Origin of the sequence: Mesorhizobium sp. WSM4898 (assembly GCF_029625845.1) — a bacterium.
In the GTDB taxonomy this organism is placed as follows: domain Bacteria; phylum Pseudomonadota; class Alphaproteobacteria; order Rhizobiales; family Rhizobiaceae; genus Mesorhizobium.
The window spans coordinates 787,983-813,527 of sequence record NZ_JARTVQ010000001.1; the positions used below are offsets into that span (position 1 = coordinate 787,983).

27 protein-coding genes are annotated in these 25,545 nt (G+C 64.8%); 9 read left to right on the forward strand and 18 right to left on the reverse strand.

All coding sequences use genetic code 11. The annotated features are described in order from the left end of the window. Positions 1-266 precede the first annotated feature (266 nt). Genes P9228_RS03860 through P9228_RS03870 form a run of 3 tightly spaced genes read left to right on the forward strand, consistent with a single transcriptional unit; the run spans position 267 to position 1,971 of the window. A complete protein-coding gene (locus P9228_RS03860) occupies positions 267-554 on the forward strand; it encodes a PqqD family protein (protein WP_067324253.1) in 288 nt (95 codons plus the stop codon). After that, positions 554-988, forward strand: a complete 435-nt coding sequence (locus P9228_RS03865) for a lasso peptide biosynthesis B2 protein (protein WP_067324255.1) — start codon at positions 554-556, stop codon at positions 986-988. Before P9228_RS03860 ends, P9228_RS03865 begins: the two co-directional genes overlap by 1 nt. Beyond that, the gene (locus P9228_RS03870; RefSeq protein ID WP_278052450.1) at positions 985-1,971 is read left to right on the forward strand and encodes a serine kinase; all 987 of its coding nucleotides are present in this window, start codon (positions 985-987) and stop codon (positions 1,969-1,971) included. Before P9228_RS03865 ends, P9228_RS03870 begins: the two co-directional genes overlap by 4 nt. 16 nt (positions 1,972-1,987) lie before the next feature. Here P9228_RS03870 and P9228_RS03875 read toward each other — a convergent pair whose 3' ends face one another. The 15 genes from P9228_RS03875 to P9228_RS03945 all read right to left on the reverse strand — a co-directional run bounded on the left by P9228_RS03875 (position 1,988) and on the right by P9228_RS03945 (position 15,725). Next, positions 1,988-3,013 (reverse strand): nucleotidyltransferase family protein, encoded by a 1,026-nt coding sequence (locus P9228_RS03875; protein ID WP_127239910.1) that lies wholly within the window; start codon positions 3,011-3,013, stop codon positions 1,988-1,990. Positions 3,014-3,071: 58 nt separating this feature from the next. Continuing rightward, complete coding sequence (dhaK, locus tag P9228_RS03880; RefSeq protein ID WP_278052451.1) at positions 3,072-4,058, reverse strand: dihydroxyacetone kinase subunit DhaK; 987 nt, start codon at positions 4,056-4,058, stop codon at positions 3,072-3,074. Between the two features lie 25 nt (positions 4,059-4,083). Continuing rightward, positions 4,084-4,515: a hypothetical protein gene (locus P9228_RS03885; protein ID WP_067324262.1), complete on the reverse strand. Its 432-nt coding sequence runs from the start codon at positions 4,513-4,515 to the stop codon at positions 4,084-4,086. Between the two features lie 7 nt (positions 4,516-4,522). Then, positions 4,523-6,097, reverse strand: coding sequence for a phosphoenolpyruvate--protein phosphotransferase (gene ptsP, locus P9228_RS03890; protein ID WP_164750600.1), 1,575 nt, complete (start codon positions 6,095-6,097; stop codon positions 4,523-4,525). Between the two features lie 41 nt (positions 6,098-6,138). Beyond that, positions 6,139-6,441 (reverse strand): HPr family phosphocarrier protein, encoded by a 303-nt coding sequence (locus P9228_RS03895; protein ID WP_067324266.1) that lies wholly within the window; start codon positions 6,439-6,441, stop codon positions 6,139-6,141. 19 nt (positions 6,442-6,460) lie between these two features. Further along, on the reverse strand, positions 6,461-6,850 hold the full coding sequence (gene dhaM / locus P9228_RS03900) for a dihydroxyacetone kinase phosphoryl donor subunit DhaM (RefSeq protein WP_067324268.1): 390 nt from the start codon (positions 6,848-6,850) through the stop codon (positions 6,461-6,463). Next, positions 6,850-7,449 carry a dihydroxyacetone kinase subunit DhaL gene (dhaL, locus tag P9228_RS03905; protein WP_127325360.1) on the reverse strand — a complete coding sequence of 200 codons (600 nt, stop codon included), beginning with the start codon at positions 7,447-7,449 and terminating at the stop codon, positions 6,850-6,852. Before dhaL ends, dhaM begins: the two co-directional genes overlap by 1 nt. A 10-nt stretch (positions 7,450-7,459) precedes the next feature. Continuing rightward, the gene (locus P9228_RS03910) at positions 7,460-9,100 is read right to left on the reverse strand and encodes a dihydroxyacetone kinase subunit DhaK (protein ID WP_278052452.1); all 1,641 of its coding nucleotides are present in this window, start codon (positions 9,098-9,100) and stop codon (positions 7,460-7,462) included. Positions 9,101-9,152: 52 nt separating this feature from the next. Then, on the reverse strand, positions 9,153-10,166 hold the full coding sequence (locus P9228_RS03915) for an ABC transporter ATP-binding protein (RefSeq protein WP_278052453.1): 1,014 nt from the start codon (positions 10,164-10,166) through the stop codon (positions 9,153-9,155). Beyond that, a complete protein-coding gene (locus tag P9228_RS03920) occupies positions 10,159-11,265 on the reverse strand; it encodes an ABC transporter ATP-binding protein (protein ID WP_095824311.1) in 1,107 nt (368 codons plus the stop codon). The genes P9228_RS03915 and P9228_RS03920 overlap by 8 nt, the downstream gene beginning before the upstream one ends. Before the next feature lie 2 nt (positions 11,266-11,267). Then, on the reverse strand, positions 11,268-11,474 hold the full coding sequence (locus P9228_RS03925) for a hypothetical protein (RefSeq protein WP_095777044.1): 207 nt from the start codon (positions 11,472-11,474) through the stop codon (positions 11,268-11,270). Continuing rightward, on the reverse strand, positions 11,471-12,421 hold the full coding sequence (locus tag P9228_RS03930) for a carbohydrate ABC transporter permease (protein ID WP_067324280.1): 951 nt from the start codon (positions 12,419-12,421) through the stop codon (positions 11,471-11,473). Before P9228_RS03930 ends, P9228_RS03925 begins: the two co-directional genes overlap by 4 nt. After that, positions 12,418-13,365, reverse strand: a complete 948-nt coding sequence (locus P9228_RS03935) for a sugar ABC transporter permease (RefSeq protein ID WP_067324282.1) — start codon at positions 13,363-13,365, stop codon at positions 12,418-12,420. The genes P9228_RS03930 and P9228_RS03935 overlap by 4 nt, the downstream gene beginning before the upstream one ends. Positions 13,366-13,466: 101 nt before the next feature. Further along, positions 13,467-14,798, reverse strand: a complete 1,332-nt coding sequence (locus tag P9228_RS03940; RefSeq protein ID WP_278052454.1) for an extracellular solute-binding protein — start codon at positions 14,796-14,798, stop codon at positions 13,467-13,469. 237 nt (positions 14,799-15,035) lie between these two features. Further along, positions 15,036-15,725, reverse strand: a complete 690-nt coding sequence (locus P9228_RS03945; RefSeq protein WP_278052455.1) for a PIG-L deacetylase family protein — start codon at positions 15,723-15,725, stop codon at positions 15,036-15,038. 23 nt (positions 15,726-15,748) lie between these two features. On the opposite strand from P9228_RS03945, the gene P9228_RS03950 reads away from it, so the two are divergent. From P9228_RS03950 to P9228_RS03975, 6 genes are all read left to right on the forward strand, one after another. Continuing rightward, positions 15,749-16,639, forward strand: coding sequence for a DMT family transporter (locus tag P9228_RS03950; RefSeq protein ID WP_278052456.1), 891 nt, complete (start codon positions 15,749-15,751; stop codon positions 16,637-16,639). A 52-nt stretch (positions 16,640-16,691) separates the two neighbouring features. After that, a complete protein-coding gene (hrpB, locus tag P9228_RS03955; protein WP_278052457.1) occupies positions 16,692-19,154 on the forward strand; it encodes an ATP-dependent helicase HrpB in 2,463 nt (820 codons plus the stop codon). A 382-nt stretch (positions 19,155-19,536) separates the two neighbouring features. Continuing rightward, a complete protein-coding gene (locus P9228_RS03960; protein WP_095799233.1) occupies positions 19,537-20,862 on the forward strand; it encodes an ActS/PrrB/RegB family redox-sensitive histidine kinase in 1,326 nt (441 codons plus the stop codon). A 107-nt stretch (positions 20,863-20,969) separates the two neighbouring features. After that, a complete protein-coding gene (locus P9228_RS03965; RefSeq protein ID WP_040974834.1) occupies positions 20,970-21,533 on the forward strand; it encodes an ActR/PrrA/RegA family redox response regulator transcription factor in 564 nt (187 codons plus the stop codon). A gap of 270 nt (positions 21,534-21,803) precedes the next feature. Then, entirely contained in the window at positions 21,804-22,994 is a 1,191-nt protein-coding gene (gene nhaA / locus P9228_RS03970) for a Na+/H+ antiporter NhaA (RefSeq protein WP_127215884.1), read from the forward strand. A 117-nt stretch (positions 22,995-23,111) separates the two neighbouring features. Then, positions 23,112-23,576, forward strand: coding sequence for a hypothetical protein (locus P9228_RS03975; protein ID WP_245435028.1), 465 nt, complete (start codon positions 23,112-23,114; stop codon positions 23,574-23,576). A 75-nt stretch (positions 23,577-23,651) separates the two neighbouring features. Here the strand turns inward: P9228_RS03975 and P9228_RS03980 are convergent, their stop codons facing one another. The 3 genes from P9228_RS03980 to P9228_RS03990 all read right to left on the reverse strand — a co-directional run bounded on the left by P9228_RS03980 (position 23,652) and on the right by P9228_RS03990 (position 25,460). Continuing rightward, positions 23,652-24,152, reverse strand: a complete 501-nt coding sequence (locus P9228_RS03980) for an MmcB family DNA repair protein (protein ID WP_278052458.1) — start codon at positions 24,150-24,152, stop codon at positions 23,652-23,654. A 421-nt stretch (positions 24,153-24,573) separates the two neighbouring features. After that, the gene (locus tag P9228_RS03985; protein WP_278052459.1) at positions 24,574-24,741 is read right to left on the reverse strand and encodes a hypothetical protein; all 168 of its coding nucleotides are present in this window, start codon (positions 24,739-24,741) and stop codon (positions 24,574-24,576) included. A 416-nt stretch (positions 24,742-25,157) separates the two neighbouring features. After that, positions 25,158-25,460: a DUF1330 domain-containing protein gene (locus P9228_RS03990; protein ID WP_278052460.1), complete on the reverse strand. Its 303-nt coding sequence runs from the start codon at positions 25,458-25,460 to the stop codon at positions 25,158-25,160. Positions 25,461-25,545: the final 85 nt, after the last annotated feature.

Sequence of the window (25,545 nt, forward strand, 5' to 3'; positions counted from 1 at the left end):
AGATGGCAACCCTGGCGCGAACGGCGGCTTGATAGTGGTTCCAGCCCACCATCATTCTCGCGCGAGTTGGATAGTCTTTCCGGGGAAGTTTTGATGGAAAGAACTTACGAAAAACCGGTTCCGGTCAGGCGCGGGAAGCTGTCGAGCATCGTTGCGGGCCCGAGTGGCCCGATAGGCCCGGCCGTCTGACACGCAGCGTTGCCCGCTTGGCAATGGACAGCGACGGCATGCCGCGCTAATTGCAGTTCGGCATAGGGAGGGGGCGTATGGCTGAAATCGCCTTTGAAACGGTTCTGCGGATGGCGGACGACGCCTCCGTGCAGCATGTCGGCGACGGCGCCGTGGTGCTTCTGGCGCGCAGCGGCCAGCTTTACACCTGCAACGGCACCACCGAAGCGTTCCTCGACAAGGTCGACGGCGCCCGCAGCCTCGACCACATCGTCGATCTGCTGTCGGAAGAATTCGAGGTCGACAAGGCGACGCTCGGCGACGACATGACGGCGCTGGCCGCCGAGCTGGTGGCCGAAGGCATCCTTGCCGACCCGGGCGCGTGATGGCCGGCGGACCGTTCCTGCGCGCCCTGTTCCGCACTCATCTGTGGCTCAGCGCCCGGCTGATACCGGTACTGGTCGTCCGGCGCGACTTCGAAAGCGTGCTGAAATTGGCGCCGCTGCAATTGCGCACACCCTATCGTGGCCTGCCATGGAGCTACGTCGTCAGCCGCGTCAACCGCACGGTTCGGCATCCCTGGGTGATGCGTGATCGCAGATGCCTGAGGGAAGGGCTGCTCGGTTTCCGCTTCCTGCGGATGGCGGGTTTCAATCCCGACCTCCATTTCGGTGTCGATGCCAAATCGATGCATGAGCCGCGCCTTTCGGCGCATTGCTGGGTTTGCCTCGACGGCAAGCCGGTGGTCAGCGACAGCCTTCCCGACATGGTTGAAATCTATCGCCACCCCGGCGGCAGCGTGAAGGCGCGCGCCGCTTGACCGGCGCCGCAGCCACCGTTTGCTATGACCTGAACGGCCAGGTCATCGGCATATCGGCAGAGCGCGCCGAGCTCTGGCCGAGCTTCGATCTGATGCTCGGCACATTGCGCGTCAATGAAGCGGTCGAACCCGGCTTTCGCATCGATATCCTCGAAACGTCGGCGCTGCCCGAAAACCCGGAGGGGAAGCTCGCCTTCGACGGCGAAGTGCCGCTGGACGGCCATTGCCGCATCATCGACGCCGACGACGTCGTCCATCTGGTCTTTCCCGGCCTCCAGACGGCCTCGATCCGTGCCGACGAGGGCTCGGCCGAAATCCGCGTTCATCCCGACAGCAAGGTCAAATGGACGCTGCTGATGATGGTGCTGGATGCCGCGCTCGATTCCGGCGGGCAGTACATGCTCCATACCGCCGGTCTGACGCTGCCCGATAGCGGGGCGCTCGTGCTAATCCATGCGCCGAGCGGCACTGGCAAGTCGACAACTTCAATGGCGCTGGCATCGCAGGGCTTCGGCCTATGCTCGGACGATGTGATGATCCTCGGTGCAACATCTGAAGGCACCCTAGCCTGGGGCATGCCGCGTAAGGTGAAGATCCATCGCAACACCGCGGCGATGCTGCCATTCCTCTCGCCCTGCCTTGGCGACAGATGGGACGCCGAGGGCGAGCAGGCCGTCTCGCTGGAGCGTCTCGCCGAGATCATTCGCATCGAGGACGTCCGTCCCAGGCCGGTCTCGGCGCTGCTGCATCTGGCGCGCTCGACCGACCGCCACACCCGGCTCACGCGCTTGGCCAGGACCGATGCGATGGTCGCGCTTGCCACCGACAATGTCAGGACCGGCCTGACCGGCCTGTTGCCGATGCAGCAACGACGGATGGCGTCGATCGCGGCACTGGTCAGGGCCGTCCCCACTTTCACCCTGGAAGTCGGCTCAAGCCCGGCCGATGCAGCGGGGCTGATCCGCGGCGCGGTGGAGGAGTAGATCTCCAAACGGGCTTTCAGGCCGGATAGGGCCTTGGCCGGGCAAGCCGCTGGACCCAGCGGAAGGCGTCGCGGCTAAGGCGCGAGCGCATCTTGTCCCGCGAATTGACCCTGAGCAGCACGTTGCCGGTGATCAGCCATTTGGCGAGCCGTATCGACAGATCGGGCTTGATGCGGTTGGCAAGGGCGATCGCGCGCGGCTCGTCGAACAGCCGCCCGGTCACATTGAGCACGGTCGCCAGCTCGAGCTCGATGCCGGTCATACGCGCGGCATCGAGAAGGCGCGCTTCGGCTTCCGGCGATTGCAGCGCGCGCACACCTTGCAGCACGTCGATACAGAGCTGCAGCCGGTGGAATTTGTGGCCTCCGGCGGCATGAACGATGGCGATGGTGAGCAGCGACGCCGGCGTGTCGGCCTCGCCGCCGTCAATGATCTGCAACTCGCGGAAGCCGAGCGACAGGCGCCGCCGCATGCCGGTGTCATGCACCAGATTGCCATGCAGCTCGATCAGCAGGCTGGAGTTCTCCTTCTCCAGCCACTTGAACTCCTGCAACTCATGCGATTCGGCCTCGCCACTGGCAAGCGTGAAGCCGCATTCGGCGATCACGTTGTTGGCCTCGCCGATGCTGGCCGGATCGACAAGTATGTCGATGTCGGTGAACGGCCGATCGGCAGCATGGCGATAAAGCTTGCGCGCGAACACCGGGCCCTTGACGATGCGAGCCGCAACGCCTTTCGCGGCCAAGGCCTTCATGATGCGGTCGCCGTGATATTGCAGCAGCATCGACTGCCCGGTCGCCAGTGTAGCCTGATCGCGAAGCCCGGAGAGTTTTTGCCGCAGGGCGGCATCGTTCGGCAGATCGGCCTCGCCGATTTCCCGAAGCTTGCGCAGCATGATCGGCAGCACGCCGTGGAACTCGGCATTGGCGAGCAGCGCCATGAGGCTGCTTGCCGAGAGGGCCCCGCCCCGCTCGGACGGCGCCTCCGGATCGGCAAATTCGAGCAGCAGCTTTTCTTCGGCAGGTGAAAGCGGGAGCAGCATCAACCGGGCAATATCGCGAACAACAGGCGACCATGGTCGCAGAAAAGCCCGCGCGACGCTACATCCCCCAGCGCAGCGCCGCCGTGTGCACCGGAGCGTCCCAAAGCGCCGTCGTCTCATCCTCGAGCACCGTCAGCGTGATCGAGCAGCCTGCCATGTCGAGCGAGGTGACATAGGAGCCGACCAGCGAGCGGGTCACCGTCACACCTCTCTTCTCGAAGATTTTTCGCGCGCTGTTGTACATCAAATAAAGCTCCATCGACGGCGTGCCGCCGAAGCCGTTGACGAAAAGAAGCGCCGGTCCCCTGGCGCGGTCACCAAGATCGCCGAGGATTGCCGTGCAGATCTCCTCGGCGATGGCGTCGGCACTCTTCAGATCATCGCGCCGCCGGCCGGGCTCGCCATGGATGCCGACGCCGAATTCCATCTCGTTGTCGCCAATGTCGAAGGTCGGCCTGCCCGCAGCCGGCACCGTGCAACTGGTCAGCGCCACGCCCATCGAGCGCGTCGCGGCGTTGACGCGGTCGCCCAGCGCCTTGAGCTCGGGCAGTGGCATGCCTTGCTCGGCCGCGGCGCCGACGATCTTCTCCACCACCAGCGTGCCGGCCACGCCGCGCCGACCGGTGGTGTAGGACGAATTCTCGACCGCGACGTCGTCATTGGTCACCACCTGCAGAACGCCGTCCGATATTTCGGCGGCCATGTCGAAATTCATCACGTCGCCTTCATAGTTTTTGACGATAAACAGGCAGCCGGCGCCGGTGTCGACGGCTTGCGCGGCCGCGAGCATCTGGTCGGGCGTCGGCGAGGTGAAGACCTGGCCGGGGCAGGCGGCGTCGAGCATGCCGTGGCCAACCAGCCCGCCATGCAGCGGCTCGTGGCCGGAGCCGCCACCCGAGATCAGCGCTACCTTGCCCGGTTTCAGCGTCTTGCGGCGAACGAATTTGTGCTCGTCGCCGATCGCGAGGATGTCGGAATGCGCGGCGACGAAGCCATCGAGGCTTTCGGTGAGGACCGTGTCCACCGAATTCAGAAACTTCTTCATGGCAGTCCTCCCGAATAGAGATCGCTCAGCCGCTGCCCCTGCCGGCGATGCTGGTGATCTTCTGGATGAATTCGTTGATCGCTCGGTCGAGCGCTGCGTTCTGCTTGTCGTCGCCGAAATCCGGCACGATGAGCGAGACGTGGCGCGTCTTGCGCGGACCCGAAGCCGCCGGCAGCTTGCCCGGATGCGCCTGGTGGTAGGCGGCCAGGAACTGGTCGCGCTCGGCCGGGCTGAAATGGCAGACGGAAAAGATAGCCGGCAAATGCTTCGACGGGATGGGGATCGAATAGGCCGGGCTGGAGATTTGCGTGACGAAACTGCGATGCTTGCCGAGCGCATCGGCAAGTCGCTGGCGCATGCCGGAAGGCCGCTGGTCGATGACTTGCGACAGGATGGTCTTATACGCGCGGATCGCGTCTTCCGCGCCGGCTTCTTGTATCTTGGCTGGCCTGGCCATGCTGTGCTTACACCGGGACGTCCGCTATGGCCGCCTTGGCCATGGCGAGTTGCGCCGGAGACACCGATAGGTCGCGCAGGCCGGCCTCAATCAGCGCCGGAATGGCGGCCGGATCGCCGCCCGCATCGCCACAGAGGCTGACCGGAATTCCTTTCTCGCGCCCGAAGGCCGCGACCGAAGCGATCAGCCGCATCACAGCCGGATGGCGGACAGCGTTGAGATGTGCAACGGCGGCGTTGTCACGCGCGGCTGCCATCACATATTGCGTCAGGTCGTTGGAGCCGATCGAGAAGAAGGCAACGTCGGCAAAAGCCTCCGGCGCGATGGCCACCGAAGGGACCTCGACCATGATGCCCAGCGGCGGCAGCTTGTGCGCAACACCGCGCGACGCGAGAGCGGCCTCCTCCTCCGCAAACAACGCGGCGGCCTGCCTGTGCTCTTCGGCCCTGGCGATCATCGGAAACATCACCTTCAGATTGCCGTGGACGGCGGCGCGCAGCAATGCCCGGATTTGCACCCGGAAGATGTCGCTCCGCGCCAGCGACAGCCTGATACCGCGCAGGCCGAGAAACGGGTTGGTCTCCTCGACGGTGAAGTCGGGGATCGGTTTGTCGCCGCCGGCATCGATGGTGCGGATGGTCACCGGTTTTTCTCCGGCCCATTCCAGCACCTTTCGGTAGGCTTGGTACTGTGTCTCCTCGTCCGGCAGGGCCTTGCCGAACAGGAATTCGGTGCGCATGAGCCCGACGCCATCACAGGTCGCAATGTCGATGCCGTCGACATCGGAAGGGTAGGCAATGTTTACCTGCACCCGCACCGACGTGCCGGCCTTGGTCGCCGCCGGCTGGGCGAGAAAAGTCTGCGCCTGGCCTTGTCGCGCCGCGAAGGAGGAGGATGATTGCCGGAACGCCTCGATCTCCTTCGGCGAGGGCGAGAGCACGATGCCGCCATGCTCGGCGTCGAGCAGCGCGTTTCCGGTGGGCTCGTCCGCAAAGGCACCAAGCCCCACCACCATCGGCACGCCGCGCGAGCGTGCCAGCATGGCGACATGGCTGGCGGTGCTGCCGGCCTCGAGCGCAATGCCGCCGCCTCTGCTCCAGTCGGTTTCGAGGAAACGCGTCGGCGCGATGTCCAGGCCATAGAGGATGGCGCCGAGGGGCGCCGCGGTCTCGCTATCCTCGCTCAGCGCTCGCAGCACCTGGTCGCGGATGTCGCGCAAGTCCGAGGCGCGTGCCCGGAAATAGTCCTGGTCGGACGCCTCATAGCCGGCGATCTCGGCATCCAGTGCTTGCCGCCAGGCAGCGTCGGCCGGCTCTCCGGAGCCGAGCGCCGCGAAGGCGGGCGCGCTCAGCGCGACGTCCTCCAGCATGGCGATGTGGAATTCGAGGATGCCGGCGGCATCGCCATCGGCCGTCTCGACAAGCGAGGTCAGCCGGCTCACCGCCTTGCCGATGGCCGCCTTCAGCGCTGCTTTCTCCTCCGCCTCGCTCGCCTTAGCCACATAAGCAGCCGGTGGACGGTCGAGGTTGAACAGCGGCCCTTCGGCGTAGCCGGGAGAGGCAGGGATGCCCTCAATCCGCATGGCCCGCATTCCTTGCGGATTGAGAGGGCGGCAGACCCGGCTCAAGCGGAGCGGGCATGATCCGCATCCTCGTCGAAATCGCGCTGCACCAGGCCGACCAGCGCTTCGACCGCGTTGCTTGCGCCGTCGCCTCGCGCCCTTATGTGCAGCACGGTTCCTTTCGGCGCCTTGGCCGCCATGACCTTGACGATGCTCTTGGCATCGAACCAGGGGCCGTTGGCGGCGACTGCCACCTCCACCTCGGCCGTGAACGACTTGGCGAGCTTGGTGAACTTCACCGAAGGGCGCGCGTGCAGGCCCACCTCGTGGGTGATCAGAACCGTGGCTTCGGCGGATGCGGACATTCAGTCGATTCCCGTTCACTCACGACGGCGACAATTCATGCGCCGTCGCCACCACTTCCTTGAGCGATGCGCCGCCGGACGATTCCGTCGCCGCCATCACCGCACCCTCGACGATCGGCGCATTGCAGACGACTATTCTGCGGGATCGCGGCTCGCCGATCATTTCGACCGCCATCTCGCTGTTGGTCTCGGCGCCGCCGAGATCGACCAGGATGGCGACGCCCGCTTCCGACCAGGCCTTGTCGATCGCGCCCATGATCGCCTCGACGCTGGTGCCGAGCCCGCCATGGCCGTTTCCGCCGCACCATGCAAGCGGCACTTCGTCGCCCACCATCTGGCGCACCATGTCGGCCGTGCCTTCGGCGACAAGCGGCGAATGCGAGACGATGACGATACCGACATTGCTCATCAAGAACCCTCGATTGCTTCAGCGACTGCGCGCACCAAGAGCGCGGTCGACCGCGCCCCGGCGTCCATATGCCCGATCGAGCGCTCCCCCAGGAAAGAGGCGCGCCCACGCAAGGCCTTCATCGGCACGGTGGCCTCGGCCGCCTTGTCGGCGGCGTCTGCGATTGCGCCAGCCGTCTTGCCCTGCGCCAGTGCCTCATACACCGGCTGCAGCACGTCGAGCATCGTTTTTTGCCCCGGCTGCGATTTGCCGCGCGCCGAAACCGCCTCGATCGCCTTACCCAGCGCCGCTGTCAGCGCGGCGCGGTCGGGCGTGCCGGACAGTTCCTTGCCGAGCGCCATGAACAGAGTACCGAACAAGGGCCCGGAGGCTCCACCGACGGTCATCACCAGCTTGGTGCCGATCGCCTTCAGCGCGTCCGGCAGCGGTTTTGCCGCGATTGCGGCCTTTTCGGCGCGCACCGCCTCGAAGCCCCGCTTCATGTTCAGCCCATGGTCGCCGTCGCCGATCGCCTGGTCGAGCGCGGTCAGCTCGTCGGCATGCGCCGCGATCGTATCCGCAGTTGCCGCGATCAATTGTGAGAAATCGGATGCGGCCATCGCCTGTCCTTCACGCCGGGGCGAACATGGCCACCACGGCCGCGAACGCCTCGGCAACTGCAAACGCGCCCGGATCCGCTATGTCAAGCTGGCGGCCGATATAGGCCGAGCGACCGGCCTTCGCCTTCTGCATCGCCGCCGTCGCCTGCGCGCCGCTCCGCGCGGCCGAAGCAGCCGCCTCCAGCCCGTTCGTGTCGAGCGCCTTCAGAGCCGGCTCCAGGGCGTCGACCATTGTGCGGTCGCCGAGCTTCGCGCCGCCGTAGAAGGTCATGCGGTCAAGGCCGGCGAGCAGCGCCTTGCTGAGCGGCGCGCCGCCGTTGAGCGACTGCGCGGCAGCCGTGAAGAAGATCGACAAAAGCACGCCGCTGGAACCGCCCATAGAAGTTCCCAATGTATCGCCGATTGTGGCGAGCGTTGCGGCCTTGTCCGCAAGCGGCAGCGTGTCGACGCGGTCGAGCACGCTGCGTGCGCCGGTCGCCACCGTCGATCCGGTGTCGCCGTCGCCGGCTTCGGCGTCGAGGCCATTCAGAGCCTCCTCGAGCGAGATCAGCTTCTCGCAGACCGCAGCAATGAGCCGCTCGGCGCCGGCGTCACGGCTGGCCGCCTTGGCGATGTCGCGACCTGCCGGCTGGGCTGTGGCCACCACGACCGGCGGGCGAACCGGCCTGGCCGGCAGCCAGGCATGCGGGCCGACCGGCGCCAGCAGCGCCGCCTCGCGCTCCGCCTCGAGCCTGATCAGCGACAGCGAAAACCCGTTCATGTTGAGCGCGGTCATCAGATGTCCGGGACCGATCGTCAGCGTCACCGCTTTTGCCAGCGGCGAGGCCAGCACGGCATTGGCGATCAACGACATTTCGAGCGGCGGTACCGATCCGAGATTGTTGATCAGCAAGGCATAGCGGCTGCCGGCATCGAGCCGGGCCGCGAGGCGGTCGGCCATGATGGCGACGAGCGCACTGGCGCTCTGCAGGGTTATGCGCTCCACGCCCGGCTCGCCATGGATGCCGAGACCGAGTTCGCCATCGCCGGCGCCGAAGCGGTCCTCGTGGGTCTGGCCGGGGATCGAGCAGGAGGAGAGCGAGATGCCGAGCGAAACGATGTCCTTCGCCGCCGCCCGCGCTGCCGCCGCGACCGAGGCTAGGTCATGGCCGGATTCGGAAAGATGTCCGGCGATCTTGTGCACGAACAGCGTGCCGGCGATGCCGCGCGGCTGTGCGATGTCGGGCAGCGCGATGTCGTCGCCGACGATCACCATGTCGACCGCGAAGCCCTCGGCGCGGGCCTTTTCTGCGGCGAGGCCGAAGTTGAGGCGGTCGCCGGTGTAGTTCTTGACGATCAGCAGGCAGCCGGCCCGCCCGGTCGTCGCGCGGATCGCCGCCAGCACCGCCTCGACGCTCGGCGAAGCAAAGATCTCGCCGGAGACAGCCGCCGTCAGCATGCCGGCGCCGACGAAGCCCGCATGCGACGGCTCGTGCCCCGCGCCGCCGCCCGAAACGACGCTGACCTTCGCCTTGTCCCAGTCGGCGCGCAACACCACCTTGATCTCCGGATAGCCGTCGAGCCGCGCCAGCGCCCCGGAGCCGGCAGTGGCCAGATAACCGTCCAGCGCTTCGGTAACGATCGAGTCCTTGCGGTTGAAAAAGTGCTTCATGGATTTCGTCCAGTCCGTATCTGCGGGTCATCAAAAAGTGCGGATGCGCCGGCTACATCAATCTTTGACCGTCCGACCCAAAATAAAGCGGCGAGCGATAGCGGATCGTCACTCTGTCCCCCTTTGCGAGCGGCGTGTCGGGATCGGTCAGCGTCACCAGCTTCTTGGCGCCCACCGTGACATGCAGATGGTTCTGGTCGCCGAGATGCTCGACCCAGTCGACGACGCCGTCGGCATGGCCGTTCGCCGCCTTTTCGATCGCGAGATGTTCGGTGCGCGCGCCGATCGTCGTCGTGCCGGTGGGCGCGGCGCCGTCGGGCAGCAACCCTGCCGGCAGAAGGTTGATCGCCGGCTGGCCGAGGCGGGCCGCGACATGAAGGTTTGCCGGCTCAGAATAGATCGCACGCGGCGTGCCGATCTGCACCAGCACGCCCTCGGAGAGGATGCCGATGCGGTCGGCCATGGTCATCGCCTCGATCTGGTCATGCGTGACGTAGAGCATGGTGGCGCCGAGCTCGGACTGGATGCGCTTCAGCTCGAGCCTGAGATCGGCGCGCAGCTTGGCGTCGAGCGAGGACAGCGGCTCGTCCATCAGATAGATCGAGGGCTTTCGCACCAGCGCGCGGCCGATGGCGACGCGTTGCATCTCGCCGCCCGAAAGCCTGGTTGAGCGGTTGTTGAGCTTGTGGTCGATGCGCACCATCCGCGCGACTTCCTCGACGCGGCGGCGGATTGCTTCCTCCGGAAAACGCCGCGCCGGCGAGCGCAGCGGGAAGGCGAGGTTGTCGAAGACCGAAAGATGCGGGTAGAGCGAATATTGCTGGAAGACGAAGGCCGTGTCGCGCTCGGCCGGCGACAGCCCCGTCGCATCGTGGCCGCCGATCTGGATCGTGCCGCTGTCCGGCCGCTCGAGCCCTGCGATCAGCCTGAGCGTCGTCGTCTTCCCGGCGCCGGTCGGCCCGAGCAGCACGACGAACTCGCCGTCCTTGATCTGCAGGTCGAGATCGCTGACCGCGACTGTCTCGCCGAAGCTTTTGGTCACACCCTGAATCTGCACGTCAGCCATGGCGCGCCTCCACTGCCTGATCGTACATGACGGTTTTCACCGCGCGTCCAGTGCCTTTCTCGAACAGCGACAGCCGCGCGCTGCTCAATGCCAGCCCTACCTGTTCGCCCGTATTTAGATGGATTCCGGCCGGCACCCGGGCCTTGATGATGCCGTCAGCCGTCTCCACCGCGACGATCTGCGTGGTGCCGAGATATTCGGTGCCGTAGATCGCGCCGCGCAGCTTCGAGGCATCGTCGAAGCGGATGTGCTCGGGGCGGATGCCAAGCGCCATGTCGGCCGGCGCAATATCCTCGCGCACTTCCGGGACCGTCACCCTGGCGCCCTGCACGACGATCTCCTTCGCACCCTTCGCGAGCCCACCGCCGAAGCGCAAGAAGTTCATCGGCGGCGAGCCGATGAAATCGGCGACGAACATCGTGGCCGGCCGGTCGTAAATCTCGCGCGGGCTGCCGAACTGCTCGATGACGCCGTGGTTCATCACCGCTATCTTGTCGGCCATCGACATCGCTTCCATCTGGTCGTGCGTGACATAGACGGTGGTGGCGTGGATGCGGTTGTGCAGCTCGCGCAGCTCATGCACCATCAAATCGCGGAACTCGGTGTCGAGGGTTCCAAGCGGCTCATCCATCAGGAAACATTTCGGTCGCCTGACGATGGCGCGGCCGAGCGCGACGCGTTGACGGTCGCCGCCGGCAAGACCGGAGACCGACTTGTCGAGCAGGTGGTCGATGCGCAGCAGCTTCGCGGTCTCCTCGACGCGGGCGCGGATCTCGGCCGACGCCATGCCTTGCGCCAAGAGCGGGAAGCCGATGTTCTTGCGCACATTCATATGCGGATAGAGCGCGAAGAGCTGGAAGACGAAGGCGATGTCACGCTCGCGCGCCCGGCGCATGGTGACGTCCTCGCCGCCGAGCAGGATCTTGCCGCCGGTGGGCAGTTCGAGGCCGGCGATCATGCGGAGCGTCGTCGTCTTGCCGCAGCCCGACGGCCCGAGCATCACGAAGAACTCGCCGTCCTCGACAACGAAATTGGAATCCTGCACGGCAACGAACTCGCCGAAGGCTTTCCTCAGGTTCTGAACACGGATCTCGGCCATTTCTATTCCGGGAATTTCGAGACGACGATGAACATGGCGGTGCCGGCGAGCATGGTGACGAAGGAATAGCTGTAGAGCGACAGCGCGAAAGGCTGGAACAGCATCAGGAAACCGATGGCGATGATCGCCGTGGCGATGTTTTCCATCAGGCCGCGTCTTGCCCAGACGGGCCAACGCGATTTGCGTTTTGCAGGCTGGATCGTGCTCATTTGCGCACCGCGCCGAAGGTAATGCCGCGCAGCAATTGCTTGCGGAGCAGGATGGTGAAGACCAGGATGGGGACCAGGAAGATCGTCGTGCCGGCGGCCACTGCCGGCCAGTCCTGGCCGCCTTCGCCGATGATGGTCGGGATGAAGGGCGGCGCCGTCTGCGCCGTGCCGGAGGTCAGAAGCGCGGCGAACGCATATTCGTTCCAGGCAAAGATCAGGCAGAAGATGGCGGTCGCGGCAATGCCGGTGGTCGCCTGCGGCAGCACCGTGCGCCAGAAGGCCTGCAGCCGCGTATAGCCGTCGATCATCGCCGCTTCTTCGTATTCGCGCGGGATCTCGTCGATGAAGCCCTTGAGCAGCCAGACCGCCAGCGAGACATTGACCGCGGTGTAGAGCAGGATCATGCCGAGCGCGGTGTCGGAGAGGCCGAGCTCGCGGTACATCAGATAGATCGGGATCGCGACGGCGATCGGCGGCATCATGCGCGTCGACAGGATGAAGAACAGGAGGTCGTCTGCCAAAGGCACCTTGAAGCGCGAGAAGCCGTAGGCCGAGAGCGTGCCGAGGAACACCGCGCAGAAGGTCGAGCCGAAGGCGATGATCAGCGAGTTGACGAAGCGCGGCAGGAAGTTCGACGGGCCGGCGATCACCATGTTGCGCTTGCGCACCGTCTCGTCGCAGAAGCCGGTCGCCGGTCCGAGCGCGTTGATGTATTCTGGCGTCTGCCTGGTGCGGGTCGTGAACAGGTTGCAGTAGCCTTCGATGCTAGGCTGGAAGACGATCTTCGGCGGATAGGCAATCGAATCCGGCGGCGTCTTGAAGCTGGTGGCGAAGATCCACAAGAGCGGCACGATCGAGATCAGCGCGTAGCCGACGACGAGCACGCCGGCGATCCGCTTCGAGTTCGTCGAAGGTGCGACGACGGAATGGGCGGTGGTCAGGCTCATCTCTGCTTCACCTTGTTGAGTGCCTTGACGTAGATGTTGGCAAGGCCGAACACCGCGACGAACAGGATGATGGCGAAGGCCGAGGAATAGCCGGTGCGCCAGCTTTCGAAGGCCTGCCGCTTCAGCGTGATCGAGGCGACCTCGGTGGTCGAGCCCGGTCCGCCGCCGGTGAGCAGGTTGACCATGTCGAACATCTTGAAGTTCTCGATGCCGCGGAACAGCACGGCCAGCATGATGAAGGGCAGCGCCATCGGCAGGGTGATCGACCAGAACTGCCGCCAGTTGGAGGCGCGGTCGACCTCGGCCGCTTCATAAATGTATTCTGGGATGGAGCGCAGACCCGCGAGGCAAATCAGCATCACGTAAGGCGTCCACATCCAGGAGTCGACGATGATGATCGCCCATGGCGCCAGCTCGACATTGGACAGCATCTGGACATTCGTCGGCGGGATGCCGGTGAGGAATGAGATGGCGTAGGCGAACAGTCCGATCTGCGGCTCGTAGAGGAAGCGCCAGAAATTGCCGACCACCGCCGGCGACAGCATCATCGGCACCAGGATGATCGTGGTCCAGAAGGCGTGGCCGCGGAATTTCCGGTCGATCAGCCAGGCGAGCGTGAAGCCGAGCACCGTCTGCAGCAGGATGGTCCAGAAGACGAAATGCGCCGTCGTCTGCATTGCGATCCAGATATCCTGGTCGCCGAGGATGCGCCTGTAGTTGGAAAGCCCGAGATTCTTGACCACTTCGTTCGGGCGGTTGGCGCGGTAATTGGTGAAGGAGAGGTAAATCGCCCAGAACAGCGGGAAGATGTTGATGGCTAAAAGCAGAAGGATCGTCGGCGAAATGAACAGCCAGGCGAGGCCCTTGTCGCTGATGCCCCGGATCTTCCTGGCCAACGGCTCGGGTGTGGCCCGCGCAGCGTTGTCCGCAGTCCGATTGAGCATGGTTAGTCCTGCATCGGTCACTGGTCAGCCTCGGCGATGAAATTTATCTGAACTGCGTCCCGTGCCAAGGCGGCACGGGACGCACCTGCTCGGGAGGAGCCTTACATCTTGCCGTCGTCCTGGAAGATCTGCGTCCAGTCCTTGACGAGGCCGTCGAGCGCATCCTTGGCCGAGCCCTGGCCGGCGACGACATAGTCGTGGAAGCGCTTCTGCGAGGCCTGCAGCAGCGGCGCGTAGCTCGGCTCTGCCCAGAAGTCCTTCACGATCGCCATGGAGTCGAGGAAGGCCTGCGCATAGGGCTGGCTGGACGGGAACTTCGGATCCTTGACGACGGAATTCAGGCAGGAATAGCCGCCGAGCGACCACCACTTGGCCTGCACGTCCTTGTTGGCGAACCACTTGATGTATTTCAGCGCCGATTCCTGCTTGTCGGAGTAGGAAACCACCGAAATGCCCTGGCCGCCGAGCTGCGCGAACTGGTCGCCGTCGGGACCTTTCGGATTGGCGAAGTAACCGATCTTGTCGCCGCCGACATTCTCGTCCTTCTGCAGGCCGGGCCAGGTGAAGGCGAAGTTCATGTGCATTGCCACCTGGCCGGATTTGAAGGCATCGACGCCTTCGCCCATGTAGCTGTTGGAGGCGCCGGGCGGCGTGCAGCAATCATAGAGCGCCTTGTAGAATTCCAGCCCCTTCACCGATTTCTCGGAATTGACGAAGCCGTCCATCTCATAGGGCTTCTTCGGGTTCTCATACTGGAAGCCGTAGCTGTAAAGCACGTCCATGGCGCCCATGGTGATGCCTTCGGAGCCTCGCTCGGTGTAGATCGAGGCGCCATAGACGGTCTTGCCGTCGATCTGCCGCTTCTGGAAGAACTCGGCGATCTGCTTCAGCTGGTCGAAGGTCGTCGGCGGGGCGAGGTCCCAGCCATATTTCTCCTTGAACTCCTTCTGCAGTTCCGGCCGCGAGAACCAGTCCTTGCGATAGGTCCAGCCGACCACGTCGCCCATGGCCGGCAGCGCCCAGTAGTTCGGCGTGTTCTTCGGCCATTCGGAATAGCCGACGACGGTCGCCGGCACGAAGTCGTCCATGCTGATCTTCTCCTTGTCGAAGAAGTCGTTCAGCTTGACGTAATGACCGTTCTCGGCCGCGCCGCCGATCCACTGGCTGTCGCCGATGATCAGGTCGCAGAGCTTGCCGTGTGAGTTGAGCTCATTGAGGAAGCGGTCGGCATAGTTGGTCCACGGCACGAATTCGAACTTCATGCCGATGCCGGTTTCCTTGGTGAAGTCCTTGGACAATTCCACGAGCGCGTTGGCCGGATCCCAGGCCGCCCAGCAAAGCGTCAGATCTTCCGTATGCGCCGCGTTCGAGACGGCGGTCGACGCGAGTGCCGCCGAGGCCAGTCCCAACGCCAGTTTCAAGGTCGATTTCATGCCTTACCTCCCATTTGCGAAACGCGTCCGGATGACGGTTTCAAAAGCCTCAACCTCGCTCCTCCGAGGGCCTGAACATGGCGCGCGTCGCGCTGCCGATGTTTAGTAATTTGTTTAGTGATGCTCTTTTTACTAAACAACGCAAGCGAATTCGTTGCTGCGCCGCAGCATGACGAAAGCGGTGCTTGAAATCGTTGGGAAAACTGTGGGCTGCCTCGGCGGCTCGGCGTCAGCCGGCTACTTGGCGGTCTTCGGGCCCACCGTGACCGGCCGGATCCGCGGCGCCGGAGGCAGCAGCTCGCGGATGTCGGCAAAGGGGAAGACGGGCTGGAACCGAAACGCCTCGGCCAGCGCGCCGGGCGCGCCGTTGCATTGGCCGGCGCGGAACGCGTTCTGCATGCGTGCACCGTTGAGATAATGCTCGGGCCCCTGTGAGCGATGCGCGAGAATCGCCTGCCCCTTGAGGTCCCAGTGGCTGGAAATGTCGACGTAATGCGTCGGCGAAAAACCTGTGCCGCCCAGCGTGTCGGCATGCAGCACCGGTACCTCGAAGGACGCCGCGATGCGCACGCCGTCCGACAGCGCGCGGTGGTCGCCGTGATAGTCGTTCGGCGCATGCGTGATCGCGAGGTCCGGTTGCACCTCGCCGATCAGCGCCTTGAGTGTGTCGATCAATGCGGCATCCGCAACCAGCGCCCCGTCGGGGAAACCGAGGAAACGCGGTGTGACGCCGAGCAGGCCGGCCGCCTCGGTCGCTTCCTCGCGTCGCGTTTTGACAAGCGACTTCGGATCGCCCTCGCCGCCCTTGGCTCCGTCCGTGGCTATCGCAAAAGTCAGCTCTGCGCCTAGCGCGGCATAGGCGGCCAGCGTACCGAACATGAATATCTCGATATCGTCGGGATGAGCCCCCAGCGCCAGTATCTTCACTTCTTTTCTCCCGGATATGGAACGTGCCGAACGGAATCCTGCTCGCCCTCGTCGCCTATGCAAGCTATTCGTGGAGCGATGCCGTCATCAAGAGCCTGGGCGGGCAGTTCACCGTCTTCGAGATCGGCTTCTTCGTAACCTTGTTTGCCGGCTGTTTCCTGTTCTTCACAAGGCCTGCCGATGAGCGCTGGCGCGACTTCTGGCGCACCAGCCGGCCCTGGGCCGTGCAGGCCCGCGCCTGGGCAGGCATCGCATCGGGCGTGCTCAGCGTCTATGCCTTCACCACCATTCCGCTGGCGGAAGTCTACGCGTTGATTTTCCTGGCGCCGTTGTTCGTCACCATCCTCTCCACTCTCATCCTGAAGGAGAAGGTTGGGCCGTGGCGATGGCTCGCCGTGGTCGCCGGCTTTGCCGGCGTCATGCTGGTTGTCAGGCCGGGTTTCCGCGAACTTCATCTCGGCCACCTCGCGGCCTTTGCCATCGCCTTTCTTGCCGCCACCAGCGTCATCCTGATGCGGTCGCTGGCGCAGCAGGAGAAGCGCACGACGATGCTCGGCGTGCTTGTCGGCTATGGCCTGCTCTTCAATGGCCTCGGTGTGGCGGCAACGTCGTTCACCTTGCCGGATGGCAATCAGCTGATCTGGCTGGTCATGGCCGGCGCCTTCACCGCCGGCGGTCAGCTGTTGCAGCTTCTCGCGGCCAAATACGCGCCCGCCAACCGGATCGCGCCGACGCATTATTCACAGATCGTCTGGGCGGTGGTGCTGGGCTCGTTGTTCTTCCGGGAAAATCCCGACCTGCTGACGCTGGCCGGCCTTGCGGTGCTCGGCGCCTCGGGCCTGCTGACCATGGTTCGCGAGGAGGTACGGCTGGGCACCGTGCGCTGGAACCCGTTCACGCGCACCAGGCTTTAGGCAATTCCGGGACAGGTTGCGCGCTCACCGTGGCCGCTGATATGCGGACGCCATGAACAGAGGAATTTTGCCGGAACTCCCGGTATCCGCCGTGCTGCCGGTGCTCGGCGAGGCGCTCGCCGGGCGCAACAGCGCCGTGCTGGTGGCGCCGCCCGGTGCCGGCAAGACGACGCTGGTGCCGCTGGCGCTGCTCGACGCGCCCTGGCTCGGCGAAGGCAGGATCGTGCTGCTGGAGCCGCGCAGGCTGGCAGCCCGCGCCGCCGCCCGTCGCATGGCCGAGCTTGTCGGCGAGGAGCCGGGTGGTACAGTCGGCTACGCGATGCGCATGGAGAACCGCACTTCAGCGCGGACAAAGATCCTCGTCGTCACCGAAGGCGTGCTGTCGCGCATGATCCTCGACGATCCCGAACTGCCCGGCGTTGCGGCGGTAATCTTCGATGAATTCCACGAGCGTTCGCTCGACGGCGATTTCGGCCTCGCGCTGGCGCTCGATGTTCAGGGCGCGCTGCGGCCGGATCTGCGCCTGCTGGTGATGTCGGCGACGCTCGACGGCGCGCGCGTCGCAAAACTACTGGCCGGGGCGCCGGTGGTCGAAAGCGAGGGCCGCGCCTTCCCGGTCGACATCCGCTATGACGAGCGGCCGGCCGGCATGGCGGTCGAGGACGCGATGGCCAAGGCGGTTCGCTCGGCTCTGGCCGCCGAGCAGGGCAGCGTGCTCGCTTTCCTGCCCGGACAGCGCGAGATCGAGCGCACCGCAGAGCGGCTAGAAGATCGCCTCGGTGCCGATACCGACATCGTTCCGCTCTATGGCCAGTTGGACAACAGGGCGCAGGATGCCGCGATCAAGCCGGCGTCGCCTGGCCGCCGTAAAGTGGTGCTGGCGACCTCGATCGCCGAGACCTCGATCACCATCGACGGCGTGCGCGTCGTCATCGATTGCGGCCTGTCGCGCCTGCCGCGCTACGAGCCGGCAAGCGGCCTGACCCGGCTGGAAACGGTGCGCGTCAGCAAGGCTTCCGCCGATCAGCGGGCCGGCCGGGCCGGACGAACGCAGCCGGGCGTCGCCATCCGATTGTGGCGTGCCGAGCAGACGGCGGCGCTGCCCGCCTTCACACCGCCGGAAATCCTCGAGGCTGACCTTTCCGGCATGTTGCTCGACTGCGCCGCTTTCGGCGTCGCCGATCCGTCGAGCCTGTCCTTCCTCGACCCGCCGCCGGCGCCGGCGCTCAACGAAGCGAGGGTGTTGCTCAAAGCGCTGCATGCAATCGATGACGCCGGCCGCTTGACGGAGGCGGGCGCGGCGATGCGCAAGCTCGCTCTGCCCGTGCGGCTCGCGCACATGGTGGCCGAAGCGGCTGAGATCGGGCAGGCGCAGGAAGCGGCGATGCTTGCCGTGCTTTTGACGGAGCGCGGGCTTGGCGGCGACAGCGCAGATTTGGAACGGCGGCTGATCCGCTTCCGCGCCGAAAAATCGCCGCGCGCCGGTGCCGCCCGGCAACTTGCCGCACGCCTGGCCAAGCAGGCAGGCGGGGCAAGGGCAGACTCGCCAGCCGCGCCCGGCGCCTTGCTGATCCATGCCTGGCCGGATCGTGTCGCCAGAGCCCGCGGCGAGCGCGGCCGCTTCGTGCTCGCCAACGGTTCCGGCGCGATGGTCGATGCTGCCGATCCGCTTGCCGGCGAGAGCTGGCTGGTCGTCGCCGATCTGCAGGGCAAGGCGCAGAATGCCCGTATCACCGCCGTCGCGCCCGTCGACGAGGCCCTTATCCGCACCGCGCTTGCCGACCGCATCGAGACGAAGCGCGAGACGAGTTTCGACCGCGAGCGCCGCGCCGTGCGCGTGCGCGAGACCGCTCGCCTTGGCGCCATCACCCTTTCCGAGCGCATGCTGCCCGCACCTTCCGGTGCCGAGGCCGATCGGGCCATGCTGGACGCCCTGCGCGAGCACCGCCTGTCGCTGCTCGACTGGGGCAAGGAGGCGGAAACGCTGCGCCAGCGGCTCGGCTGGCTCTATCGCGGCCTCGGTTCTCCCTGGCCCGACGTCTCGGACCAGGCGCTTCTCGACCGTCTCGACGACTGGTTGCTGCCTTTCCTTGCCGGCGAGGCCTCCTTCGCGGCGATCAGGCCGACGGCGCTTGCGGCGGGGCTGATGTCGCTGGTCCCGCACGACCTGCAGCGCGAGGTCGACGCGCTGGCGCCGACCCATTTCGACGCGCCCTCGGGCAGCCATGTGCCGATCCGCTATGACGGCGAATGGCCGGTGCTGGCGATCCGCGTGCAGGAGCTGTTCGGCCTCGATCGCCATCCTTCGGTCGCGGGCGGTACGGTGCCGCTGACTCTGGAGCTGTTGTCGCCGGCGCATCGCCCGATCCAGACGACGCGCGATCTGCCCGGCTTCTGGCGCGGCTCGTGGGCGGATGTGCGCACCGATATGCGCGGTCGCTATCCTAAGCATGTCTGGCCGGAAAACCCGCTGCTGGCGGCCGCCACCAGCCGCGCCAAGCCGCGCGGGACATAGGTTCGTGCCGCTTTCGGCGGGCCATTCGCGTTAGTGGGCAACGTGCGTTGGCGATTGGCGCAAAAGCATCACTTCGTCATCCACGGGCGGAGCAAGGAGCGAAGCGACGCGCGTAGACCCGAGGATCCATTCCGTTACCTTGACCGTAAAATGCAGCGGAACAGAATTCTGAACCATCGCAAAACTTCGAAGTCACGGAATGGATCTCCTCGGGCCTGCGCTCCGCTTCGCGTCGCTCCGCCGGTGGATGACGAAATCGCGAGGGGCCTAGGCCAATCATCAAGCGCTCATGATGGTGAACCGAAACAACGGCCGCTGACCGGTCAAGTCGCCGTCACAGCGCTACTAGCGCTCACCCTCCTGCGGCTATAATCGTAAGTCGATGATCAATATTCTGCGCGCGCCCGATTCCCAGCAGAGCCAGCGGCTGCGGCTCAACACGCTGATCCGCCTGCGCTGGCTGGCCATTGTCGGCCAGAGCATCGCGGTGCTCGTCGTCGGCTACGGGCTGAAATTCCCGCTTCCGGTCTCGCTGTGCTTCGCGCTCATCGCCTGCTCGGCCTGGATGAACCTCTGGCTCACCTTCCGCTATCCCGCGGCGCATCGGCTGACCCCGCTCTCGGCCTTCGTCATCCTCACCATCGACAGCCTGCAGCTCGCCGGCCTGCTCTATATGACCGGCGGCCTGACCAACCCGTTTTCGGTCCTGCTCTCGGTGCCCGTCGTCATTTCCGCCGCATCACTGCCGCTGCGCCTCACCGCGGTGCTCGGCGCGCTGGTCATCGCGGCGGCCACGCTGCTTGTGTTCTTCCATCTGCCGCTGCCCTGGTACGAAGGCGCGCCGCTGTCGATGCCCTTCATCTATGTCGCCGGCATGTGGATGGCGGTGTTCGCCTCGATCGCCTTCACCGCGATTTACGCCTTCCGCGTCGCGGCCGAGGCACGCCTGCTCGCCAACGCGCTCGCCGCCACCGAGCTGGTGCTGCAGCGCGAGCAGCATCTTTCGGCGCTCGACGGCCTCGCGGCGGCCGCCGCGCATGAGCTCGGCACGCCTTTGGCCACCATCACCGTCGTCGCCAAGGAAATGGAAAAGGCGCTGGGAGAAGATCCGAAATTCAGCGAGGACGTGAAGCTGCTGCGCTCGCAAAGCGAGCGTTGCCGCGAGATTTTGAAGCGGCTGACCAGCCTGTCCTCGGAAGGCGAGGCGCATCTTTCGCGCCTGCCGCTGACCTCGCTGGTCGAGGAAGTGACGGCGCCGCACCGCGACTTCGGCATCTCGATCCGGCTGCGCCCCGGCGAGCGCATCGGCCCGGAGCCGGTCGGGCAGCGCAGCCCCGGCGTCATCTACGGGCTCGGCAATCTGGTCGAGAACGCCGTCGACTTCGCCAAGAACACGGTCACCGTCAGCTGGAACTGGGACGGTGAGGAGGTCTCCTTCTCGATCATTGACGACGGGCCGGGCTTCCCGCCGGAAATCATCGACCGCATCGGCGAGCCCTATATGTCGACGCGCCAGGGGACAGAGGCCGGCGGCGGCCTCGGGCTCGGGCTTTTCATCGCCAAGACGTTGCTGGAGCGCTCGGGCGCGACGATCGATTTTCGCAATTCGAGCGGGCTCGGCGAGGGGGCGGTGGTGCAGATCACCTGGCCTCGCGGCGTCTTCCTCAATCCCGAGCATGCCCCGGGCACCGCATTCGACAATGCGTGAGCCTATGCATTTGGCGCATGGCAGCTTTGTTGCCGGGTGTAAAAATTGGACATTGCTGTTGCAGAATTGTATCTGCGTAAAAGTAAGGCAGTAGGATGCTGACGCAAATGAGCGCAGAAGAACCCACCGGCGCAATGGTAGAAGGCGAGGACACCTCGCTGCTGATCGTCGACGACGACAAGCCATTTCTCACCCGGCTTGCCCGCGCCATGGAAACCAGGGGCTTCGCGGTCGAGACGGCGGAAAGCGTGGAAGAGGCCGTCGCCAAGGCGCGCGCCCGCCCGCCGGCCTATGCGGTGGTCGACATGCGGCTCGGCGACGGCAACGGCCTCGACGTGGTCGCCGCCATCCGCGAGAAGCGCGACGATTCCCGCACCATCATCCTGACCGGCTACGGCAACATCGCCACCGCGGTGACGGCGGTGAAGCTCGGCGCTGTCGACTACCTGTCGAAGCCCGCCGATGCCGACGACGTCTTCGCCGCGCTGACCCGCACCGCGGGCGAGCGGGCGGCACCCCCGGAAAACCCAATGTCGGCCGACCGCGTGCGCTGGGAACATATCCAGCGCGTCTATGAAATGTGCGACCGCAACGTCTCCGAGACCGCGCGCCGGCTCAACATGCACCGGCGCACCCTGCAGCGGATTCTGGCAAAGCGGGCGCCGCGGTAACCTGCTTAAACGCGCGTACGGTGCTGCCGATGGCGAGTGTCGAAGGCAGCGCTGGCTGCCGCCTAGCAACGCTGGCGATTGGCGAAAACCGCGATGAGAGCGCCCCTCTCCCCGTCATACGGGGAGAGGATGCCGGCAGGCAGGTGAGGGGCGGCGCCGGCGCTTGCAAGGGGGGCGACGGTGGCCGACCGGTCCATTGCTTGCCCCGTCGTGCGCGTTTGAGCATCATCGCGAAGGACACCGGCCGGCGGGCCATGTGACGGAGGGGGCATGCGCGACGAGCGGCCGAAATCGATGCTTCGCGAATTCCTCGACGGCGAGGCGGCCGGCGGTATCATCCTGATGGCGGCCGCCGCCCTTGCGCTCATCGTCGCAAACTCGCCGCTCGCCGAAACCTATTTCGCCGCCCTCCACGCCTATCTCGGTCCGCTCAGCGTCTCGCACTGGGTGAATGACGGGCTTATGGCGGTGTTCTTCCTGCTGGTCGGGCTGGAGATCAAGCGCGAGATGCTGGACGGCCAGCTCTCAACCTGGCCGCGCCGCGTGCTGCCGGGCATCGCCGCGGCCGGCGGCATGGTGTTTCCGGCGCTGGTCTATGTCTTGATCAACCGCGACAACCAGGCGGCGCTTTCCGGCTGGGCGATCCCCACCGCCACCGACATCGCCTTCGCGCTCGGCGTGCTGTCGCTGCTCGGCAGCCGCGTGCCGGCCTCGCTTAAAGTGTTTCTTACCGCTTTGGCCATCATCGACGATCTCGGCGCCGTCATCATCATCGCGCTGTTCTACACCAGCGGCCTGTCGCTCGCCTATCTCGGCGCCGCCTTCGCGGTCATCGCCGTATTGATCGTACTCAACCGCATGCGGGTGATGAACCTCTTGCCCTATCTCGTACTCGGCGCGGCGCTTTGGGTGCTGGTGCTGAAGTCGGGCGTGCATGCGACGCTTGCCGGCGTGGCGCTGGCGCTCACCATCCCGCTCGAGCGTTCGCCCGCCATCGGTCACGACGTCGAACACTCGCCGCTGCATCGGCTGGAACATGGCCTGCACAAGCTCGTGCCCTTCATCGTCATCCCGATCTTCGGCTTCGCCAATGCCGGCGTCTCGCTCGGCGGCCTGAGCGTTGCCGCGCTGGTCGAGCCTCTGACGCTCGGCGTCGCCGCCGGCCTCGTCGTCGGCAAGCTGGTCGGCGTCTTCGGCGCCTCGGTTCTCGCCATCCGGCTCGGCCTCGCCGACCTGCCGGCCAATGCTGGCTGGCTGCATATGATCGGCATTTCGCTTCTGTGTGGCATCGGCTTCACCATGAGCCTGTTCATCGGCCTGCTCGCCTTCGCCAATGACGCGGCCCTTCAGGACGCGGTGAAGGTCGGCATCCTCGCCGGCTCGCTGATCGCCGCGCTGGTCGGCGCGGCGGTGCTGCTGATGGCGCCGGCGCGGGGTGGCGCCGAAGAAGAAGTGGAGTAGGGCAGCGGGGAACGCGGTCTTGCCGATCAATGGAAGCGTTGTAAGGCGCACCACTACTTTCCGATGACTTGAATTTGATGAGTTGAAGCTATCGCTGGAGTGCTAGCGTGCTTCAGCGTGCCGTCAGACAGCGATGGGGCAATTCACTCGGTTAAGGGGCCAGCAAAAATGGTATGCCGCACAACAAGTGTCATAGCAACGGTCGCGGTTTTGGGCCTTGGGCTCTCTCCGGCGGCTGCGTTCACACATCTGTCGAGCTATGAAAAAACGGCACTGACGGGCCAAGAGATTCTCGTCTTTAAGGGAGCGAGCCTGAACGTGGACTGCTCTTCTGCCGGCAAGGACGATGTAAAAATTATCTCCGGGCCGAGTCATGGGGAAGTTAGGTTGGTTGAAGGGAAGGTTTACACATCTTTTGCGAAAACCAACCAGAGATTTAAATGCAATTCTCGAAAGGTCGACGGAATAAAAGGCGTCTACAAATCGGCTGCCGGGTTCAAGGGGCAGGATCAGATGACCTTCTCGGTTCATACTTTTGATGGGAACGCGTACAAAATTGTCGTGGACGTCAATGTCGAGTAGGGGCTGCGCTTTGGGTCCCGGCGCAGTGCAGCCCGGTGCTGCGCGGCCCGCGGCCAGCGACGACGAGATAGCGTCCTACTCGCTTTCGCCGTCCAGCACCGGCACCGAAACACCGGCAAGCTCCGCCGCCAGCAGCCGCGCCGCGCCGGCGCGGGCGATCCTGAGCATCAATGCCTTGCGCGTCGCGGCCGCGATGCGGTGCTCCGGCGCCTCGCGCAAGATCTCCGCGCCATAGCCGTCGGAGAGGATGAAGCCGCATTCTTCCGGAAAGATTTCCGCGGGCACGCCGGGATGGGTGGCGAAGAAGAAGCGGTCGGCATGCAGCCGGTAGTCCGGCCATTTGCGATCGACGCGAAAATCCTCGATCGAGGATTTGATCTCGATGATCCAGATGTCGCCCTGCCGGGTCAGCGCGACAAGATCGGCCCGCCGGCCGGTGGCCAGGGATAGCTCCGGCAGCACATGCGCGCCCATTTGGGTGAGCAGGCGCTGCACGCCGCGCCGCACCAGCATGGCGCGCTCCGACTGGCGGCCGTCGATCAGCGGGTTAAGGGGAATCGCGGAAACGATAGGCATGGCAAGCACCATGCCAGATTTTGTTCACGGTTTGAACCCGATATTAAAGGGCGATTGTATATTTGACAGACCCAGACGCACAATTAATTGGGGAACCGAATTGGGTTCCGGTATGTTGACCACTATCGCCGGTAACGACCCAACGGACATCGGCGGCTGAGAGACAGCGATCTAGCGCTCCCGTCTGCATAAGACCGGAGCCACGCTATGTCTCCCAACAATCCCCATTGCGCGCTTTATTCCAATCAGGACAGCATTCTAATCGCCAGATCGAGAGAGTATATCGAACGCTCACGACGGCGGCTCATAGAAACCGAACCGTTGCTCGATCCTCACCGGATGCGTCACCCCACACAGGATCGGGATATCGCCAGCATCCTGCGCGGCACTTGGTGGAAGTCTTATGATGACGACCAAGGGGCTAGCGAGGCTTCTTTCCCGCTTTCTCGTCGTGCTTAGGCGGCGGCGGGGACTTTGCCACTTTCCTAATCGCCGCGTTCAACGGCTCTTCGGAATCGACGGTTTCAATCTCCCGCGCCAGTTCGCGGAACTTCTCAACTTGACTCTTTTCAGCGGGTTTGCCTGACATTGCAGAATGCACCTTTGCCTTATTGACGAGAGTGGTAGCCCGCCCAAACCCTGCCGCGTGGGCAATAGGCCCTATTTTGTCACAGCCGGTCTTATCATGCATGAGGCCCAATGGCATGGCATTGCAGACGAAGTGCGCAGGATAAAGACCAAATATGGCGTCACAGGCGAAATCAAATGGCGCTATTTCGGCCCAGATAACACGGACCCGGGCAACTCCGTCGCCCACCTAACGAGGGCGAAAGGCGCGGGCGGTTATATATTTCACAGACCACCGCAACACTTGAGAGTGTTGCTACCCTGCTGCATCCGCAGTATGAACCCCAAAAAAATCCTAAGCCGAACGCAATCAGCGTTACAGGCCAATCGGTGATCGCCCAAGTAATGCCGATGATTGACGCTTCATTGTAGAGCGCCTCATCCAGCCTCCCCCAGATCCCCTTCGAAGATGAGCAGCACGCGGTTCGACGCCTGCAGCGCAAACCGCTTCGCTTCCTCGTAAGCCGGGTCGTCATAGCAGGCCTTGGCAGCTTCCAATGACGGGAATTCGACGACCACCACCCGACCGGCATCGCGCGCCTCCACCAGCAGGGGCGGCACTTTCGAGGGATTGCTGCGCGCCTGATACTTCTCGCCGATGGGCTTCCAAAGCCTGGCGTATTCGGCTTGCGCTTCCTGATCCGAAATCTCGGTGCCGACGATGAGCCAGTATCCCTTCACGGGTGGAGCACTCCTGCCGAGGATTTGTTTCTGGCTCAAGAGCTAAGATAGAGATTGGATACTTGTCTAGCTCCGGTCGGCGACT